This window comes from Neptunomonas sp. ABH4_499 (genome assembly GCF_056160565.1).
Genome location: NZ_JBSWXK010000002.1, coordinates 85,811 through 104,187, shown reverse-complemented (window position 1 = coordinate 104,187; position 18,377 = coordinate 85,811). Strand labels below are relative to the sequence as shown.

Below are 18,377 nucleotides of genomic sequence, written 5' to 3'. Positions count from 1 at the left end.
AAATTCATGGACTTATTTATCTCACGAAGAACCAACGATGTACCTCTGCTGTCTCTTTTGCTGACGTTATTAGTGGTTGCTTCTGTTGTTGTATTGGGCAATCGTTTTATTCAGCCCATCTCTCAGATGAACTCGCATCACGATGCCGCCGCCGATTACCCCATCTATTTAAACGGTCATCAGGTTGCAATTGATACTGGCCGTCGAACACGCTACCTAGAAGACCCAGATGGCCTGTTTACCCCAGGGGCTGTCTTCGACTTACCGCTTCGTCATTGGAGCGCAATCCTCTCTGATAATATCGCCCTGCAAACCGAATCCGATACGGTGTGGTATCGAATACCGCTTGAAAACGAAACCCGACAAACACTCAGTCAGCGGGTAGAAGTGCGCTGGCCCAACTTGCTGCAGGTGGACTTTTACCTTCAGCGTAGCCGCTCTACCTTACTTCATGCCGAACGCGGTTTACTCGAAACCCCAGAGTCAAAAACAACCGTCAGCAGCTACCCAAGCTTTGCGTTCAATTTAGCGGGTGAGGAGCAAGCGGTCCTGTTTATGCGGGTGAATACCCAATATCGCCAATACGCCCCTCTCTACTTTTGGCCCGAGAGCCTTTACGAACAATCCATGCTGGCCCGAACGGGCTTTTACGGTATCGCCATCGGCGCGCTTATAAGCATGCTCTTGTTTAACCTCTTTATTGGTGTTCGCTTAAAATCGCGCGCTTATCTCGCTTATGTCGCGTACATCGTGACCATCATCGTTTATCAGTTAAGCTTAACGGGCTTTGGGCCTTACATGCTCTGGTCGAATAGCCACTATTGGCGACTGAGCGCTTATGAGCTGTCCGTCACCACCAGCCTGATGACCTCAGGACTCTTTATACGCTACTTCCTGCGACCTAAAGGGCTATTAAAACGGCTTAACAGCATCATCATCGCCTATTGGCTGATGTCCTCTTTGTGCGCGGTGTTGCAATTACACTGGCTTCGATACGCCAATGAGGTCATGTTGATCTTCAGCGTGTTAACCGCTTGGATAACAGGATTAATGCTCTGGTCGAAAGGCAATCGTGCGGCATCCTATTTTAACCTTGCTTGGAGTGCCGTCATCGTTGCCACACTGGTTGTGAGCCTGATGATTTATGGCATCATCAACTACGATCCCATTATCGAATACGCACAGCTGATCGCCTTTGTGGCAGAAGTACTTTTACTCTCGTTTGCCTTGGCCGATCAGATGCAGAGCGATCGAATCAGTCGCGTGATGGCCCAACAAAAGAACCAAAGCCTGCTGCGCCACGTAAATCACGAACGAGAAGCCAGACACCAAGCACAACTCTCTCTTATCACCTTACAGAAAGAGCAAAACACCCGCTTAGAGCTAGAGGTCGCTCGGCGCACGCGTGAGTTGGAGTCGATGACCACCCAACTGGAGGCGGCCAACAAACGACTGTCGGAGATCAGCCTGACCGACCCTTTAACTGGGTTGTTTAACCGACGTTTTTTAGATGAAAGCCTAGAAAGCGCCATTAAAACCGCTACGCGCACTCAGTCAACGCTGTCGTTGATGATGATCGATATCGATCACTTCAAAAAGATTAACGACCAATATGGACACTTAGCAGGTGACAGTTGTTTACGAAGCTTGGCTGTCTCTTTACGCCAAATGATCAACCGCGCAACAGACCGAATCGCTCGTTACGGTGGGGAGGAGTTTGCGATTGTTTTACCCGGCACCGCCCCAGAGGATTTAGCACGCCTAGCGGAGCAGATCCGAACAGGGATTGCCAAAACGCCGGTGTATTTTAACGGTCACGAGCTTCGCATCACTGTCAGCATCGGGTGCGCCTCCATCGTGCCTACTGAGTTTATTCCCGTGCCCTGTTTAATCGAGATGTGCGACCGCGCACTGTATGAGGCCAAGGCCCAAGGTAGGAATCAGGTACGCTGCTCGTTTGAAACCTAACGAGTCATGAAAGCCGCGATGAAGAGTTAGCGGATCTGCGCCTCAAGATGGGATCGCAGCGTGGTAAGGCAGCGGATCTGCTTCACATCGTCAAACAGTTCCACCGCCTCGGGGCGTTGTGACTTCATCATGTTTAGCCACTGCTTGATCCGGCCGTGCACATATTTGGGCATCACATTCTGCTCGACCAGCGTGAAGTACTTAAGCAGCATAGCCACGATTGAGGACCACTCCGCTGCCTGACTTGGCTGACCGGCGCTAAGCGCTTTGATCATCATCGCAAGTTCAGGGCGAGCAATCAGCCCACGGCCAATCATGACATCGTCGCAACCACTGACTTCACGACAACGCTGATAATCATCGGGCGTCCAGACTTCGCCATTGGCAACCACATTAAGGTTAACGTGCTCTTTGATCTTAGCGATCCACTCCCAATGCGCAGGAGGACGATACCCATCCAGCTTGGTACGTGCATGTATCGCAAGCTCTGCAGCGCCGGCCTCTTGGATCGCAACGGCGTTTTCAATCGCTTTGGACGTATCCTTGTTGCCTAGGCGCATCTTAGCCGTGACCAACACCTCGTCAGGGACGGCATCGCGCACCGAACGAATGATCTGATGAATCAGTTCTGGTTCATCCAACAGCACAGCCCCGCCTCGATGGCGATTCACCGTTTTTGAGGGGCAGCCAAAATTAAGATCGATCGACGCAACGCCCATTTTAGCGACTTTACGGGCATTACCCGCAAGTTTCTCTGGGTCGGAACCTAACAGCTGGACAGCCACCGGGACACCGGTGGGCGTTAGGCATTGATGTTCAATCTCTGGAGCGTGCTTGATGAACTGATGACGTGGATGAACTCGATCCGTAACACGAATAAATTCAGTGACGCATTGGTCTACGCCACCGAATTGAGTGATCAAATCCCTTACACTGGCATCCACTACGCCTTCCATCGGCGCCAGTAATATACGACTCACAATGACGATTTACAGGGCCGCAAGACCAAGCTGCATGTCTTTTTGAATGTCTTCAAGATCTTCAAGACCGACCGACAAGCGAATCAAACTATCGCTGATGCCCGCAGCGGATCGGGCTTCGGGGGTCATACGACCATGCGTGGTGGTCGCAGGATGGGTAATGGTGCTTTTTACGTCACCCAAATTACCAGTAATGGAGACCATCTTAGTGGCATCAATAAAGCGCCAAGCGGCCTCTTTGTCGCCATCGATCTCGAAGGCCAACACACCACCAAAGGCACGCTGTTGCTTTTTAGCAAGCGCGTGTTGCGGGTGCTCTTCAAGGCCGGAGTAATACACTTTACGGATACCCGGCTGCTCTTTTAACCAAAGTGCCATCGCAAGCGCGCTTTTACTGTGGGCTTCCATACGCAGTTTCAATGTTTCCAGGCCTTTCTGGAAAACCCACGCATTGAATGGGCTCATACAAGCACCACCTGTGCGGATAAATCCGAAAATCTCCTGCATCAACTGATCAGAACCACACACGGCACCACCGACACAACGCCCTTGACCATCAATGTATTTGGTCGCCGAGTGGATGATGATGTCCGCGCCCATTTTGATCGGCTGTTGTAACGCAGGTGTCAGGAAGCAGTTGTCGACCGCTAACCAGGCACCCGCATCGTGTGCAATCTTGGCAATCGCTTCGATGTCGCACAATTCAGCCAATGGGTTCGAAGGTGTTTCAGTAAAGAGCAGCTTAGTGTTGCTCTTAATCGCAGCCTTCCAGGCCTCTGGGTCTTTCGGGTCAACGTAGGTTGTTGTGATGCCAGAGCGGCTGATGTATTTATCGAACAACGAGATGGTCGAACCAAAGACACTGCGCGAACAGACAATGTGATCCCCTTGCTGTAGCAAGGAGATGGCCACACTCAAAATAGCCGCCATGCCAGATGCCGTCGCGACACAACGCTCAGCACCTTCCATCGCCGCCAGACGACGTTCAAACGCCATCACCGTTGGATTTGTGAAACGCGAGTAAATGTTACCCGGCTCCTCGCCACCAAAACGCGCAGCGGCCTCTCGAGCCGAGCTGTATACAAAGCTCGACGTTGGAAAGATGGCATCCGAATGCTCCCCTTCCATCGTGCGATGCTGACCCGAACGAACGGCCAAGGTCGCAATGCCGGCCTCTTCTAGATCAAACTGAATTCGCTCATCACGCTCGAAAGACTTAGACATGGGGACTTATCCTTAATGTATCTTGTTGTGTAGATCCACAGGTGATTCACCCGCTTCTGTCGCTTCTACGGTCACTTTTGCCAGATCATTACGTTTTTGATCTAAGCGATCCAGATACTGAGTATCGATATCACCCGTTACGTAATGGCCATCAAACACAGAGCTGTCGAAACCATCGATGTCATCACGACCATCACGAACGGCATCGCGCAGATCTTCTAGGTCTTGGTACAGCATCCAATCAGCACTGATCGCTTCACCGATTTCATCTTCTGTGCGGTTATGCGCGATGAATTCAGTTGGTGACGGCATATCGATGCCGTATACGTTCGGGAAACGAACCGGAGGCGCAGCTGATGCAAAGTACACTTTACGAGCGCCCATATCGCGCGCCATCTCAACGATCTGCTTTGACGTCGTACCACGCACGATGGAATCGTCCACCAGCATGACCACTTTATCTTTAAACTCGGATTCAATCGGGTTCAGCTTGCGGCGAACGGACTTTTTACGCTGGGTTTGCCCCGGCATGATGAACGTACGACCGATATAACGGTTTTTGATAAAGCCTTCACGGAACGTAACGTTCAGGTGTTTTGCCATCTCCAGAGCCGAGGTACGGCTGGTGTCTGGAATCGGGATAATCACATCAATGTCATGATCGGGACGCTCACGCTTTACTTTCTCAGCAAGCTTGATGCCCATACGCATACGCGCGTGGTGAACATTGATATCATCAATGATCGAATCAGGACGGGCAAGGTAAACAAACTCGAACAAGCATGGGTTCAAATGTGTCTCTTCAGCGCACTGACGCGTGTGCACGTTACCTTCCATATCGATGAAGATCGCTTCACCAGGCTCTAGGTCACGAACACGCTTGAAGCCAGAAATGTCCAAAGCCACGCTTTCAGAAGCAACCATGCACTCCTCGCCTTCATCCGTGGTACGAACACCGTACACTAAAGGACGGATGCCATTAGGGTCACGGAAAGCAACGATGCCATAACCTGTGATCATCGCAACGACGGCGTAACCACCCTTCACACGCTTGTGAACTTTAGCGACGGTTGCAAAGATATCGTCAGGCTCTGGAACGAGCTTACCTTGCTGCTGAAGCTCATGTGCAAAAACGTTCAGCAGTACTTCGGAGTCAGACGTTGTGTTTACGTGGCGAAGGTCCGCACGGAACATCTCTTCGGCCAGATCTTCACTGTTGGTCAGGTTGCCGTTGTGGCAAAGCGCAATACCGTAAGGTGAGTTCACATAAAACGGCTGAGCTTCGGCCGCACTTGAGCTACCCGCCGTTGGGTAACGAACGTGGCCAATGCCAACGTTACCGTGCAGGTGCTTCATGTGACGCGTACGAAACACTTCATTCACCAAACCGTTATCTTTACGAAGGTAAAAGCGATTACCTTCACAGGTCACCATACCCGCTGCGTCCTGACCGCGGTGCTGTAACACCGTCAGAACATCAAAAATGGTCTGGTTAACATAGGATTTGGCAACGATGCCGACGATACCGCACATGAAGTTTACCTCAAGGGAATGTAAAAAATCGGTTGGCCCGCAGGGGGCATGTTTAAAGTTTAGCGTCCTGCGTTCCAGATTAAGCTCGCCACGTCAGATGCAACCTGTCGGGTCCAGCTTTCCATCAATGCAAAATGGGGAATCAATTCAGATTGGCTCCACCATGTGTCCTGCACGGCCGGAGTACCCGCCAACAGAACCACAAGAACAACAACGATTAGACCACCGCGAATGATACCAAACGCCATACCCAGCATTCGATCGGTGCCAGAAAGCCCCGTGGCCTCCACTAAGGCTTGGATCAAATTACTGAGTAACGCCCCAACAATCAGGGTGATCACAAAAAGAATAACAAAGGCACTGACTAAGCGAACAGACGGTGTCGATATATAGTCCACCAGCAAAGCCGATAATGCGTGACCAAAGACACGCGCTACGATGAACGCAGCAACCCATGTCACTAGTGACAGAGTCTCTTTAATAAAACCGCGACGCAGACCAAAAAAACCGGAAATAACCAGAATCGCTATGATCGTCCAATCAGCCCAATTCATTTAAAAAGTACCCATCCAAATTTGCGCGCATTCTAACAGACACACACTTATTACCAAACCATTAAACCGTCTATTGCGTGCTAAAACGGATGATCATGCCGTCTAGACCATACTCACCTTTGAGCGCCTCTTTCAAAGACTCTAAACGTTCTTTCTTAAGCTCCGGCCCAACGTAAACTTTGTACAAGTCCGTTTGTCTTTGAGTATAGACTTTATATCCGGCACCAATCAGTTGTTTACGCAGCGCCCTAGCATTGGCTTCGTCTTTAAAACTCGCTAACTGCAATGTCCAAGCAACCGGAACACCTTGCTGATCGATTGCAGGGGCTGGCTCGTTTGTACCCACAACAGGGCGTTTCTGCTCCTCTTGTACCGGTTTTTCCTGTTCAGGTTCAGGAGTTGTTTGAGACGCCGTGTCTACACTGACCACCGTCGTAGATTCGATCTGTTTTACAGGTGCAACCTCACGCGTATCGGGAAGCAACGGCGTTTGCGGCTCGATTTTCTGCCATGTTTGGGCTTTAGGTGCTTCTGGTATATTGGAGGTTAACTGACGCTCTTTATAACCGGCACCCGTCAACAACCAAGGAGCCAGCACTAAAATAGCCAGTGTGACAAAGACAACCCCTGTGATCCGTTTCTTTCTGTGCTCTTCCATTGCCATTCTTTAATAAACCTTTCTATCCAGCGCTTCGTAGGCTTGACCTACGGTAAAAAACGAACCTGCAACGACACACAACGGCGCGGTTTTCGATTGCTCTGATTCGAGCGCTATTTTAACCGATTCAACACACTGACAGTCACTGGATTTAAACAAGCCTGTGTCTTTTTGGTACACCGACTGCCACGTTTTGTTTAATGCTTCAGCAGACTGGCCACGCGGTACCTCTAAGCCAACCAGTAACCACTGATCGACAACCGGTGCCAAATGCCGTATCACTTGCTCAATGTCTTTATCTGCCAGCATGCCAAGCACGAGTGTGACCGGCTGAGATAAGGATTTGAGTTGTGCCGCCAGATATTCCGCCGATTGTGGGTTGTGAGCCACATCTAGAAGGTAATGTTCAAACCGATCCATCCGACCGGCAACACGCGCTTTTTCTAAACCTTGCTTAATAGAGGTCTCATCTACCGTGAGACCCGAAGCACACCAAGCAGCTAACACTGTAGATGCGTTTTGAAGCGGCAGAGAAGGCTTTGTAAGCCCAGAAAACTGATAGGACTCCCCTTCAATTTTACCTGCCCAAGACCAACCCGCATCGGTCGAAATGTACGAAAACTGACGATTGGCAAGATGCAGATGCGCTGCAATCTCATTGGCGTGCTCTATCAAACGATTCGGCGGATTGAAATCACCGCAAATAGCTGTACGACCACTGCGATAAATACCCGCCTTTTCAAAACCGATCACTTCACGGTCATCCCCTAACCAATCCACGTGATCAATATCCACCGTGGTTACGAGGGACACATCCGCATCCAGCAGATTGACCACATCTAAGCGCCCGCCTAAGCCGACTTCCATCACCGCGACCTCTGGCTTCTTGATGGAAAGCAACCATAACGCAGCTAATGTACCCATCTCAAAATAGGTTAATGTGAGATCATCAAACGCGAGTCGAGCATTGTTGACTGCGGTAAAAGCATCGCACAAAGATTGATCATCAATGGCGGCACCGTCTAGGCGAACACGCTCATTGTAAGTCAGTAAATGCGGCGAGGTATACGCAAGCACTGAGTAGCCCGTTTCCATCGCAATGGATTCAAGCATGGCGACTGAGGAGCCTTTACCGTTGGTACCGCCGACGATAAAGATCTTAATACCGGTAAAATCCAATGCCATTTTATCGAACACTTGTCGGCATCGACCAAGCCCCATATCGATGGACTTGGAATGATTCGACTCCATCCAATGCAACCAATCATTCAGATCAAAGGAAGAAGTTTCGGTACTCACTCGTTTTTACTCACGCAGACGTTGGGAAATAAGAAAGGCCGGTTAAAACCGGCCTTGGATCTTAGGATCGGATTATACCGATTCCTGTGGTTTGCTCTCAGCTGGCTGAGCTTGATCGATCTCTTCCGCCGCTTCAACTTCAGCTTCGACCGGTTCAGCGATAATCGCATCGTCTTGTTTGATAAAGCGATGTGCCAGCATAGTCAGGACGTTGTACAAACGATCACGCATCTCTAAACGCGATACGATCATATCTACTTGACCGTGCTCTAACAAAAACTCAGAACGCTGGAAGCCTTCTGGCAATTTCTCACGAACGGTTTGCTCGATAACACGTGGGCCAGCAAAACCGATTAGGGCTTTAGGCTCAGCGACGTTCAGGTCACCCAGCATCGCCAAACTTGCCGATACGCCACCGTACACAGGATCTGTCAGGACAGAGATGTAAGGCACACCTGCTAAACGAAGTTTTTCAAGCGCCGCGCTGGTTTTAGCCATCTGCATCAAAGAGAACAACGCCTCTTGCATACGAGCACCGCCCGATGCAGAGAAACAGATGAATGGAATGTTCTTCTCAAGGGCGATGTTGGCTGCACGTACAAAACGCTCACCTACAACGGCACCCATCGAGCCACCCATAAAGTTAAAGTCGAAAGCCACAGCCACAACCGGCAAGCCTTTCAATGTCCCTTCCATCGCAATCAAGGCGTCTTTTTCACCGGTCGTTTTTTGAGCGGCCGTAAGACGGTCTTTATACTTTTTGGAGTCTTTGAACTTAAGACGATCGACAGGCTCAACCTCTGCGGCCACTTCTACGCCCGAATTAACATCCAAGAAGGTGTTCAAACGCTGGCGGCCACCAATACGCATGTGGTGGTCGCATTTAGGACAAACGCTTAAGTTCTTTTCCAGCTCAGGGTAGTACAGCGTGTTTTCACAGCTTGGACACTTCTTCCATAACCCTTCTGGGATATTTGTCTTTTTACCCTCAGATCGAACCAGTGATGGAATGATTTTATCTAACCAATTACTCATTATTTCTCTAACCCAGTGTCGTTAGCTGTCTAGTTATGCATCCATTGCAGCACGCATCTCGCGAAGCACCGCTGCAATCTCGTTTTTAATCGTTTCTGGTTGGTCTGCGTTTTCTGCAATTTTGTTCACTAAAACGCTACCAACGATAACACCATCAGCCACCGCCGATACCGCCGACGCCGATTGACCATCGCGGATACCAAAGCCAACACCCACCGGCATTGACGTGTGGCGACGCACCACTTCTAATTTTTGTGCCACTTCATCAACATTCAGAGCACTTGAACCGGTTACGCCTTTAACTGAAACATAATACACGTAACCTGAACCTAAGCGACAAACCTGCTCGATTCGGTCTTCGGCGGTTGTCGGTGCCAACAGATAAATGACATCCAGTTGATGCGCTTTCATGATGGCAGCGAACTCTTCGGACTCTTCCGGTGGCAAGTCCACGGTTAACACGCCATCAACACCCGCTGCTTGCGCTTTTTCAGCAAACGCTTCATAACCCAGCACTTCTACCGGGTTCAAATAGCCCATCAATACAACCGGTGTGGTGTTGTTGGTTTGGCGAAACGCTTTAACCATCTCCAACACGTCCAGCAATCGCACATTGTGCGCCAAAGCACGCTCGCACGCCAACTGAATCACCGGACCATCAGCCATTGGATCAGAGAAAGGCACGCCCAACTCGATGATGTCAGCACCGGCCTCGACCATTGCATGCATCAAAGGCACGGTAAGCTCTGGGGTTGAATCGCCTGCTGTCACATACGGGATCAGGGCTTTTTTACCAGCCGCGTTTAGGGCTGCAAAGCATTCATTAATACGACTCACGATGATCTCCTAAAGCTCGATGCCATCAATACCCGCGACGGTATGGATGTCTTTATCACCGCGGCCTGATAAGTTCACGACCAGAATTTGGTCTTTGTCCATTTCTTTGGCCACTTTTACTGCGTGAGCCACAGCATGGCTGGATTCCAGTGCAGGCATGATACCTTCAACACGGGTCAGCATACGGAACGCACTGAGCGCTTCTTCGTCGGTCACGCTTGCGTATTCAGCACGACCGGTATCTTTCAACCAGCTGTGTTCAGGACCAACACCTGGGTAATCCAAACCTGCAGAAACCGAATGTGTACCCAGAATTTGACCCGCGTCATCTTCCATTAGGTAAGTACGGTTACCGTGCAATACACCTGGTCGACCTGCGCATAAAGGCGCTGCATGCTGGCCTGTTTCAACGCCGTAACCACCGGCTTCGACACCGATCATACGTACCGATTCATCTTCGATGAATGGGTGGAATAAACCAATGGCGTTCGAACCACCACCCACACACGCCACCAAAGCATCGGGCAAGCGGCCTTCATGTTCAAAGCACTGCTGACGCGCTTCACGACCGATTACACACTGGAAATCACGCACCAATTTCGGATACGGATGTGGGCCAGCAGCGGTACCGATGATGTAGAAGGTGTTGTCCACGTTAGTGACCCAATCACGCATCGCTTCGTTCATGGCATCTTTCAAGGTACGGGTACCGGACTCAACGGCCACAACTTCCGCGCCAAGCAGCTTCATGCGGTACACATTTAATGATTGACGACGTACATCATCAATCCCCATGTACACCTTGCACTCTAAGCCCAATCGCGCCGCAACCGTTGCTGAAGCAACACCATGCTGACCTGCGCCCGTTTCAGCGATGATGCGAGGCTTACCCATGTATTTAGCCAATAACGCCTGACCAATGGTGTTGTTGACCTTGTGGGCCCCCGTGTGGTTTAGATCTTCACGTTTTAGGTAGATTTTCGCACCGCCGACTTCACGCGTTAAACGCTCTGCAAAGTACAAAGGAGATGGACGGCCAACGTAGTGGGCCAGATCGCGATCAAATTCGGCCTGAAATTCAGGTTCTTTCGATAAACGCTCGTACATGGCTTCAAGCTCTTGAAGCGCGCCCATAAGAGTCTCAGATACAAAGCGACCGCCGTAAGGACCAAAATGGCCTTTGTCGTCAGGCAGTTGCTTAAGTGCAGACAGATCAGTGTTTGTTGGCACGAGCCACCTCTTTGAAGAACTGTTGTAATTTTTCTGGTGATTTGATCCCTTTCGACGCTTCTACACCACCACTGATGTCGACCGCAAAGGGTCGAACCTGTTCAATCGCATCCGCCACATTATCAGGGTTAAGTCCACCGGCTAAAATAACGTGTGGTCGAAGCGAAGCTGGAATCAGGTCCCAATCAAAGGATTCACCAGTACCACCCGGCACACCGGGCTTATACGCATCGAGAAGCATCCCTCTTGAAGAGGGATACGCATCACAAGCCTGCTTCAGATCAACATCCGGTTTGACTCGCAACGCTTTAATGAAAGGTCGGTTGAATTGGCGTGCAAACGCATCGGTTTCATCGCCGTGAAACTGCAAAAGATCCAAACGTGTTTGGTCGATGGTGTGCTGCACTTGCTCGGCACTTGCATTCACAAACAGACCGGTAGTGACAACAAACGGCGGTAACGACTTGATGATGTCGGCGGCTGTTTCAACTGAGATATTTCGCGGGCTAGGCTCATAAAAAACAAAACCTAAGGTATCAGCACCTAACTCTATTGCAAGTAGCGCATCTTCCAACCGTGTAATACCGCAAATTTTGACCCGAGTTCTCATCGACTTCTTCGTCAGGGAAAAGTGAGGATTCTATCAGAACAGGAGCGCCAACGTCACGGATGGCGCCTTAAATTCGGTCCCGATTATAAAAAATAAGGACCGAGCGCCGATGCTGGCAAATTAAATTCGCTTGGGTACTTCACATCCACAAAGTACAACCCCCAAGGAGGCGCAGTTATGCCGCCTTCTCGACGATCACGTGCATCCAACACGGTCTTTGACCAATCTTGAGGAGCCTCGCCTGCCCCGATCGTCATTAAAACACCGGCGATATTGCGAACCATGTGATGCAAAAAGGCGTTTGCCGTCACATCCAATACAATGACCTGCCCTTTTTGATAGACCGATAGAGCTTTGATCGTTCGTACTGGACTTTTGGCTTGGCACTGAACGGCGCGGTAGGAAGTAAAATCATGCTCCCCCACTAAATGCTGACCGGCCGCATGCATCGCATCGACATCCAATGATTTGTAGGTCCAAGTAATCCCTTTTGATAGCACCGCAGGCTTTACCCGCTGACTCAAAATCAAGTAGCGATAGCGCCGCTCTTGAGCGCTGAAGCGCGCATGAAACTCTTCAGACACCGGTTGAACCCAATGGATAGCGATGTCGTCCGGCAGGTGGGTATTACAGCCCAACACCCACGAGCGCTCCTCACGCTGAGCATGAGTATCAAAATGGATGATTTGATACGTACCATTGACCCCAGCATCGGTTCGACCCGCACAAATCACCTGCACCGGATGATTGGCGATTTTACTCAATGCCTTCTCAACCGATTGCTGGACGGTGGGTACATTACCCTCTTTTTGCGTTTGCCAGCCCTTGTAAGCCGCCCCCGCATATTCAACACAGGCCGCATAACGATAAGGGGCGATCGAAATCGCCCCTTGGTCGTTTGACAGCTCGTTAGAGCATTGCGTCAAGAGAGTCCCTCCAAGAGCTGACGGGCCTCTTCTATTTGCTCATCACTGCCCTCTTGCTGAATCTCACCAAGAATATCTTTCGCACCATCCAGATCGCCCATATCAATGTAAGCGCGAGCAAGATCAAGCTTCGTTTCTACCTCATCAGCGCCGTCCAGCAGACCCAATGCATCCAGAGGATCATCAGACTCACCGAAGTCTTCTTCATCGGCAGAAATCTCTTCAAGGGCGATGTCGTTATCTGTACTGCCAAGCAGCTCATCTAACTCATCGTTCAGCTCCGGCTCAAGGTCGTGCTTTATGTTGTTGGTCAGCTCCTCGGACACTTCTTCTTCGGATGGCGTCTTAGGTAGCTCATCGTCCAACTCTAAGCCTGCCGTGTCGACATCCGACATCGGCTCAACATCATCCAGATCAAGATCTAAAAGATCATCCAGCGACTCGCCTTCAACATCGATATCATCCAGCTCTTTATCAAGATCAGCCATGATATCGTCTTCAAGCGTCAGTGATTCATCCGCCAACAGCGCATCCAGATCCATCGCTTCATCATCGTCATCTAACGACGCAAGCGACTCACCTTCTAACTCAAGCTCTGGTAGCTCATCTTGCGGTTCTTCAACTGCGGCGTCAGAGGTTGAAGCTTCTTCGTCCAACAAGCTGTCCAAGTCCGCCATCAGCGACGCTTCATCTAATGTCGCTTCGGCTTCTTCGCCACGTGTTTCGACTTCGTCAAGATCATCCAATGACAGAGCATCATCTTCATCGACTGCAATGTCAGCCTCTTGCGTCAAATCTGCAGCAACGGTGTTCTCTTCAGGCTCTTCGGATACGTCATCCAAATCTTCAAGCGCAAAGTCCAAACCATCGAGTTCTGCTTCAAGCTGGCTTAACTCCTCATCAAGATCCATACCGTCAACTTCGGCGTCCAGATCTTCAAGGTTGAAATCCAGATCATCGCTGGCATCTTCGGATGATTGATCGCCTTCTGCATCAAAGTCTTGATCAGCCAAGCCATTTAAGCCAAGAGACTCCAGCGTCTCTTCCACTTCATCATCACCGTCGACGGTATCAACATTACCTAAACCAGAACGCAGACCATCGATACGTTGATCTTCTTCGGCTTGCGACTCATCAAACAGGGAGTCAAGAAGCTCATCTTCTTCGGCCGTCTCTTGAGCCACATCTTCTGATTCAGCTTCATCCAACATGGCATCAAGGCTGTCATCCAACTCACCCAGATCCACTTCCAGATCGCCATCAGCCTGATCTTCGCCCAGTGCATCATCCAACGACGCTAATTCGTCATCTACAGCGGCTGCAGACTCATCGGCGTTATCATCATCCAAGCCAAGATCAAACTCGATGTCATCAACATCCACCGAATCTTCGGCCAAGTCCGCATCGCCCAGATCTTCATTTAGGATTGAATCAAGATCGCCCAGATCGTCATCATCGCTCTCAGATGAGATATCTAGCTCTTCATCCGCACCTGTATTCAGAGAGGCCAGATCGGTATCCAGATTCTCATCCAGATCCAGATCCATATCGAGGTTCAACTCATCCAAATCATCTAAGTTTTCAAGATCATCTAGATTTTCCAGCTCTTCGAGCGTGGTGATCTCATCAAGATTGGTATGGACCTCTTCTTCTGGAGCTTCGTCATTAGCCTCATCTTCATTCAGAGCGGCCAACAAGGCTTCGTCGTCTTCATCCGTTAATTCAACAGCCGCAGCACCGCCTGCTGCGCCCGCAGCTGCTGCACCGGCAAGTGCAGCCGAGTCGTTCGCATCGTCTTCTTCGGCTTTTTTACGCTTGCGACGCAGTAGAAACGCCCCGGCCAACAAGGCGAGTAAACCACCGCCCACACCCGCCAAGATGGCTGGCGACTGCAATAACGTATCGAGGAAAGAACGGTTTTTCTCTTCAAGTTCAGCTTTAAGCGCTTCTAGCTCTTGGTCTTTCTGCGCCAACTGGTTCTGCAGTTGAGAAATTTCGGCGCTAGATTGAAGCTGAAACTTTGTCAGCGCCTCTTCAACCTGCTTTTGCGCAACGTCAGCGACGCGCTGATCAAGATCAGCCAGTTTTTCGCGAATCTCGTCGTTGTCTTGCTGCAAACGCTCGTTTTCTTTCGTGAGCTTATCGATCTCTTCACGAGCAACGCTTAGCTCTTCATTTAGCGAGTCGCCTTTGGCTTCACCGCTTTGTGTTGTTGCGTTGGCCGCATCATCCTGATCGCTCTTTTCCGATGGAGTTACCACGGTAAGCTGCCCATCCTGGGCGGCTTCTGCGTCGCCGGAATCAGCGGCTTCACTCTTTACCGAGGGCTTACTCGCATCCATAGGCGCAGGCGTTGTAGGTTGACCACGGCTCTTCCACAGAGCCGTTTGACGTCGCACCTCAGCGGCGGCCTCTTTTGAGGTCAGCGCTCGGGCTTCCGCTTCGGTAGGAAGCTTAAGCACCACACCCGCTTTCAAGTCATTAATGTTGCCATTCGGGAAGGCTTCCGGATTCTTTTTGTACATCGCTACCATCATTTGGTAGGAGGAGACATCCGGTTTAACACGATAGCGAATGGCGATTTCCCACAAGGTGTCAGATACATCGACGTAGGTTTCGGTCGCAGGGTTCGCTCGTGTTCTTATGTTAGAGGTCGCAGGTGCTTGGGCACGATTCACAGGGGCTTGCGTATTAGACTGCACAACCGGCTGTGGATTAACCGGGCGAGGTGCCGGTTGTGTGACTGCAGGTGCGATAGGTTGTTGGGTCGAGACCGGGCTAAAGACCGGTGGGTCTAACAGCAAGGTGTATTCTCGAACTAACCGACCGCTTGGCCAGTTAACCTCAACAAGGAAATTAAGAAACGGCTCTTTAACCGGCTGCTGAGTGGTTAACTCAATCACCCCAGTGCCGTTAGGATTCACTTTTACTTGAAAGCGGACATCGGACAGCGCTCTTTGCTGTGCAACTCCCGCTAGGGCAAACTCATCCTGCCCCGCCATTCTTGGGCGAATCTGAAGAGGATTTAAATCCCTTACCTGATTCAGTTGAATCTCTGCATTCAAAGGCTCATTAAGAGCAGACTTGATACGAATATTCCCCAAGCCTAATGCGTTCGCCTGTGACGATGCGATTGCACCCGCAACAGCCATACTTAGTGCAAGTTTGCGCAGCATTGTGTATTCCTTAATTCCCCTGCTGATTTTTCTAGAATATTCAGCAAGTTGCCGGTCGAATTTTTATCAAAGTATTATGAAAAACTCATTTCGGGTCAAGAAACCCGTCATTTAAGGCGCACTTAAAGCCGATTTCTGAAAATTAACTGAATAAACCCTACTTTAAATAGCCATTTAAGCAGTCAACGACACATTTTGCGGCGCCTTGATGTAGATTATCGGCCGTTAGCCAAAAACTTATACCTGGTGAACCCGCAATACCTGATCTTACTCGACCAATGTACGCAGAATCCGATCCAATTGCATCGCTAACCGGTGTGGCTAACTCGTCAACACCCTCACTGAACTCAAAGCCATCCAGCTTCGCTAAGCGCGCTTTCACCTGATCCATATCCACAGCAGTGGCGGTTTTAACCGACACATTCATGGAGTGACCGTGAAACACCGGCACCGTAACAAAACTTGGCTGTACAATCAGCTCAGGCATGGCCAACGCAATTTTAGACTCCAACACGAAACGCACTTCGGCATCGGTGTAACCTGAGTCTGACATTGCTCCCACCATCGGGATCACATTAAATGCGATCTGTTCAGCATAGACGTTTTTTTCAATAGCTCGAGCATTTAATAACTGCGCTGTCTGTTTAGCGAGCTCATCAATGCCCTTTTGACCAGAACCAGATACCGCGTGCATTGAGGTGACATCGACCGTCTCGATCTCAAACAGATCTCGCAGGCAATGTAAAACCGGCAGCAACAATTGACTATCAGCCGATGGCAGAGTGACACAACCCACCGCTTTCGCGCGCGCCATGGCCGCCTCTTCGTTGATACCTGCCACCCACATGGGTACATGTGGCTTATAAACAAACGCGCCGGAAAGATCAATCACAAAGCAACCGGCGGATTCAGCCGACACCACCAACTCTTTGGTGACCTCTTGCGGGCATGCACAGATCACAACGTTAACCGAAGAAAAGTCAAAACCGTTAACATCCTGAACCGAGACAGAGGCACCACGATACGAGACATGCTTACCTACTGAATCAGCACCGGCCAAAGCAACAACCTGATCGATGTGCTCTTCAAGTGACTCCAAGCCCGACATAATCTGACAGCCAACCAGACCGGTTGCCCCCACTACTGCGATAGAAATTTGTGACATTCTTTTCAACTCTGATAAACAAAACAGCCCGACGTGAGCCGGGCTGTGGGAACACTGCTACAAAAGCGACTAGGCTTCTAACAAGATACGTAACATTCGGCGTAACGGCTCTGCCGCACCCCAAAGAAGTTGGTCACCTACACTGAACGCATTCAAGTATTGAGGCCCCATATTCATCTTACGCAAACGACCTACTGGCACCGACAAGGTGCCGGTCACTTTAGCCGGTGTCAGCTCACGCATTGTGATATCACGATCGTTAGGTACCACTTTGACCCAATCATTCGCTTCGGCCAGCATGGCTTCGATCTCATCCATTGGGATGTCTTGCCTGAGCTTGATCGTAAACGCTTGGCTGTGGCATCGCATAGCACCGATACGCACGCATGTGCCATCGATCGGCACTGGGTTGTCCGAGCGACCAAGGATTTTGTTGGTTTCAACAAACCCTTTCCACTCTTCCTTACTTTGACCATTTTCCAGCGCCACATCAATCCAAGGGATCAAGCTGCCCGCTAGGGGTACGCCAAAGTTGTCAACGGGCATATCGCTGCTACGAATGATTTCAGCGACGCGCTTATCGACATCTAGGATAGCACTGGCTGGGTCCAGTTGGCCGGACACCGCGCCGTGCACAATACCCATCTGAGAGATCAGCTCTTTCATGTGACGAGCACCGCCACCGGACGCCGCTTGGTAAGTCATCGACGTTAACCACTCAACGTGACCGCCTTTAAAGAGACCACCCAAGCCCATCAACATCAAGGAAACTGTGCAGTTACCACCGATGAAGTTTTTAACGCCTTTCGCCAGACCTGCGTCGATCACATCACGGTTGACCGGGTCCAGAATGATCAGCGCGTCATCTGCCATACGCAAAGATGAAGCTGCATCAATCCAGTAACCGTTCCAACCTGCTTCGCGCAGTTTTGGGAAAATCTCTTTCGTGTAGTCGCCGCCTTGGCAAGAGATGATGGCATCCATTTGTTTCAGCTCATCAATGCTCTTAGCGTCTTTCAGTGTCGGAATGGATTTACCAATCTCTGGACCGGCTTCTCCCACCTGAGAGGTGGTGAAGAACACGGGCTCATCGATGTAATCAAAATCACGCTCATCGAGCATGCGCTGCATTAGCACAGAACCTACCATTCCGCGCCAGCCGACAAAACCTACACGTTTCAT

At 50.4% G+C, this 18,377-nt stretch carries 15 protein-coding genes; 1 reads left to right on the top strand and 14 read right to left on the bottom strand.

What is annotated here, in order from left to right:
* Window positions 1–6 precede the first annotated feature (6 nt).
* Window positions 7–1,968 carry a sensor domain-containing diguanylate cyclase gene (locus tag ACXAF9_RS02235; protein WP_475069795.1) on the top strand — a complete coding sequence of 654 codons (1,962 nt, stop codon included), beginning with the start codon at window positions 7–9 and terminating at the stop codon, window positions 1,966–1,968.
* Window positions 1,969–1,994: 26 nt separating this feature from the next.
* On the opposite strand, the gene ACXAF9_RS02230 is transcribed toward ACXAF9_RS02235, so the two are convergent.
* The 14 genes from ACXAF9_RS02230 to asd form a co-directional block, all read right to left on the bottom strand.
* Window positions 1,995–2,948, bottom strand: a complete 954-nt coding sequence (locus ACXAF9_RS02230; RefSeq protein ID WP_475069791.1) for a tRNA dihydrouridine synthase — start codon at window positions 2,946–2,948, stop codon at window positions 1,995–1,997.
* A gap of 9 nt (window positions 2,949–2,957) precedes the next feature.
* A complete protein-coding gene (locus ACXAF9_RS02225; protein ID WP_475069787.1) occupies window positions 2,958–4,172 on the bottom strand; it encodes an O-succinylhomoserine sulfhydrylase in 1,215 nt (404 codons plus the stop codon).
* 12 nt (window positions 4,173–4,184) lie between these two features.
* Window positions 4,185–5,705, bottom strand: coding sequence for an amidophosphoribosyltransferase (purF, locus tag ACXAF9_RS02220; RefSeq protein ID WP_475069783.1), 1,521 nt, complete (start codon window positions 5,703–5,705; stop codon window positions 4,185–4,187).
* Window positions 5,706–5,764: 59 nt separating this feature from the next.
* Window positions 5,765–6,259, bottom strand: a complete 495-nt coding sequence (locus ACXAF9_RS02215; protein WP_475069780.1) for a CvpA family protein — start codon at window positions 6,257–6,259, stop codon at window positions 5,765–5,767.
* A gap of 70 nt (window positions 6,260–6,329) precedes the next feature.
* Window positions 6,330–6,917 (bottom strand): SPOR domain-containing protein, encoded by a 588-nt coding sequence (locus tag ACXAF9_RS02210; protein WP_475069777.1) that lies wholly within the window; start codon window positions 6,915–6,917, stop codon window positions 6,330–6,332.
* A gap of 9 nt (window positions 6,918–6,926) precedes the next feature.
* Window positions 6,927–8,216: a bifunctional tetrahydrofolate synthase/dihydrofolate synthase gene (folC, locus tag ACXAF9_RS02205; RefSeq protein ID WP_475069775.1), complete on the bottom strand. Its 1,290-nt coding sequence runs from the start codon at window positions 8,214–8,216 to the stop codon at window positions 6,927–6,929.
* A 72-nt stretch (window positions 8,217–8,288) separates the two neighbouring features.
* Window positions 8,289–9,251: an acetyl-CoA carboxylase, carboxyltransferase subunit beta gene (gene accD / locus ACXAF9_RS02200; protein ID WP_475069773.1), complete on the bottom strand. Its 963-nt coding sequence runs from the start codon at window positions 9,249–9,251 to the stop codon at window positions 8,289–8,291.
* A gap of 33 nt (window positions 9,252–9,284) precedes the next feature.
* Window positions 9,285–10,088, bottom strand: a complete 804-nt coding sequence (gene trpA, locus ACXAF9_RS02195) for a tryptophan synthase subunit alpha (RefSeq protein ID WP_475069771.1) — start codon at window positions 10,086–10,088, stop codon at window positions 9,285–9,287.
* Window positions 10,089–10,097: 9 nt separating this feature from the next.
* Entirely contained in the window at window positions 10,098–11,318 is a 1,221-nt protein-coding gene (trpB, locus tag ACXAF9_RS02190; protein ID WP_475069769.1) for a tryptophan synthase subunit beta, read from the bottom strand.
* Window positions 11,302–11,928 (bottom strand): phosphoribosylanthranilate isomerase, encoded by a 627-nt coding sequence (locus tag ACXAF9_RS02185; RefSeq protein WP_475069767.1) that lies wholly within the window; start codon window positions 11,926–11,928, stop codon window positions 11,302–11,304. The genes trpB and ACXAF9_RS02185 overlap by 17 nt, the downstream gene beginning before the upstream one ends.
* Before the next feature lie 83 nt (window positions 11,929–12,011).
* Window positions 12,012–12,854: a tRNA pseudouridine(38-40) synthase TruA gene (gene truA, locus ACXAF9_RS02180; RefSeq protein WP_475069764.1), complete on the bottom strand. Its 843-nt coding sequence runs from the start codon at window positions 12,852–12,854 to the stop codon at window positions 12,012–12,014.
* Window positions 12,851–16,030 (bottom strand): FimV/HubP family polar landmark protein, encoded by a 3,180-nt coding sequence (locus tag ACXAF9_RS02175; RefSeq protein WP_475069762.1) that lies wholly within the window; start codon window positions 16,028–16,030, stop codon window positions 12,851–12,853. The genes truA and ACXAF9_RS02175 overlap by 4 nt, the downstream gene beginning before the upstream one ends.
* Window positions 16,031–16,187: 157 nt before the next feature.
* The gene (locus ACXAF9_RS02170; protein ID WP_475069759.1) at window positions 16,188–17,195 is read right to left on the bottom strand and encodes an aspartate-semialdehyde dehydrogenase; all 1,008 of its coding nucleotides are present in this window, start codon (window positions 17,193–17,195) and stop codon (window positions 16,188–16,190) included.
* Between the two features lie 69 nt (window positions 17,196–17,264).
* The gene (gene asd / locus ACXAF9_RS02165; protein WP_475069754.1) at window positions 17,265–18,377 is read right to left on the bottom strand and encodes an aspartate-semialdehyde dehydrogenase; all 1,113 of its coding nucleotides are present in this window, start codon (window positions 18,375–18,377) and stop codon (window positions 17,265–17,267) included.

Coding starts and splice junctions, on each gene's coding strand:
- ACXAF9_RS02185 (WP_475069767.1), bottom strand. CDS start 11,928: ATGAGAACTCGGGTCAAAATTTGCGGTATTACACGGTTGGAAGATGCG.
- ACXAF9_RS02215 (WP_475069780.1), bottom strand. CDS start 6,259: ATGAATTGGGCTGATTGGACGATCATAGCGATTCTGGTTATTTCCGGT.
- ACXAF9_RS02175 (WP_475069762.1), bottom strand. CDS start 16,030: ATGCTGCGCAAACTTGCACTAAGTATGGCTGTTGCGGGTGCAATCGCA.
- ACXAF9_RS02170 (WP_475069759.1), bottom strand. CDS start 17,195: ATGTCACAAATTTCTATCGCAGTAGTGGGGGCAACCGGTCTGGTTGGC.
- ACXAF9_RS02235 (WP_475069795.1), top strand. CDS start 7: ATGGACTTATTTATCTCACGAAGAACCAACGATGTACCTCTGCTGTCT.
- accD (WP_475069773.1), bottom strand. CDS start 9,251: ATGAGTAATTGGTTAGATAAAATCATTCCATCACTGGTTCGATCTGAG.
- ACXAF9_RS02225 (WP_475069787.1), bottom strand. CDS start 4,172: ATGTCTAAGTCTTTCGAGCGTGATGAGCGAATTCAGTTTGATCTAGAA.
- purF (WP_475069783.1), bottom strand. CDS start 5,705: ATGTGCGGTATCGTCGGCATCGTTGCCAAATCCTATGTTAACCAGACC.
- ACXAF9_RS02210 (WP_475069777.1), bottom strand. CDS start 6,917: ATGGAAGAGCACAGAAAGAAACGGATCACAGGGGTTGTCTTTGTCACA.
- asd (WP_475069754.1), bottom strand. CDS start 18,377: ATGAAACGTGTAGGTTTTGTCGGCTGGCGCGGAATGGTAGGTTCTGTG.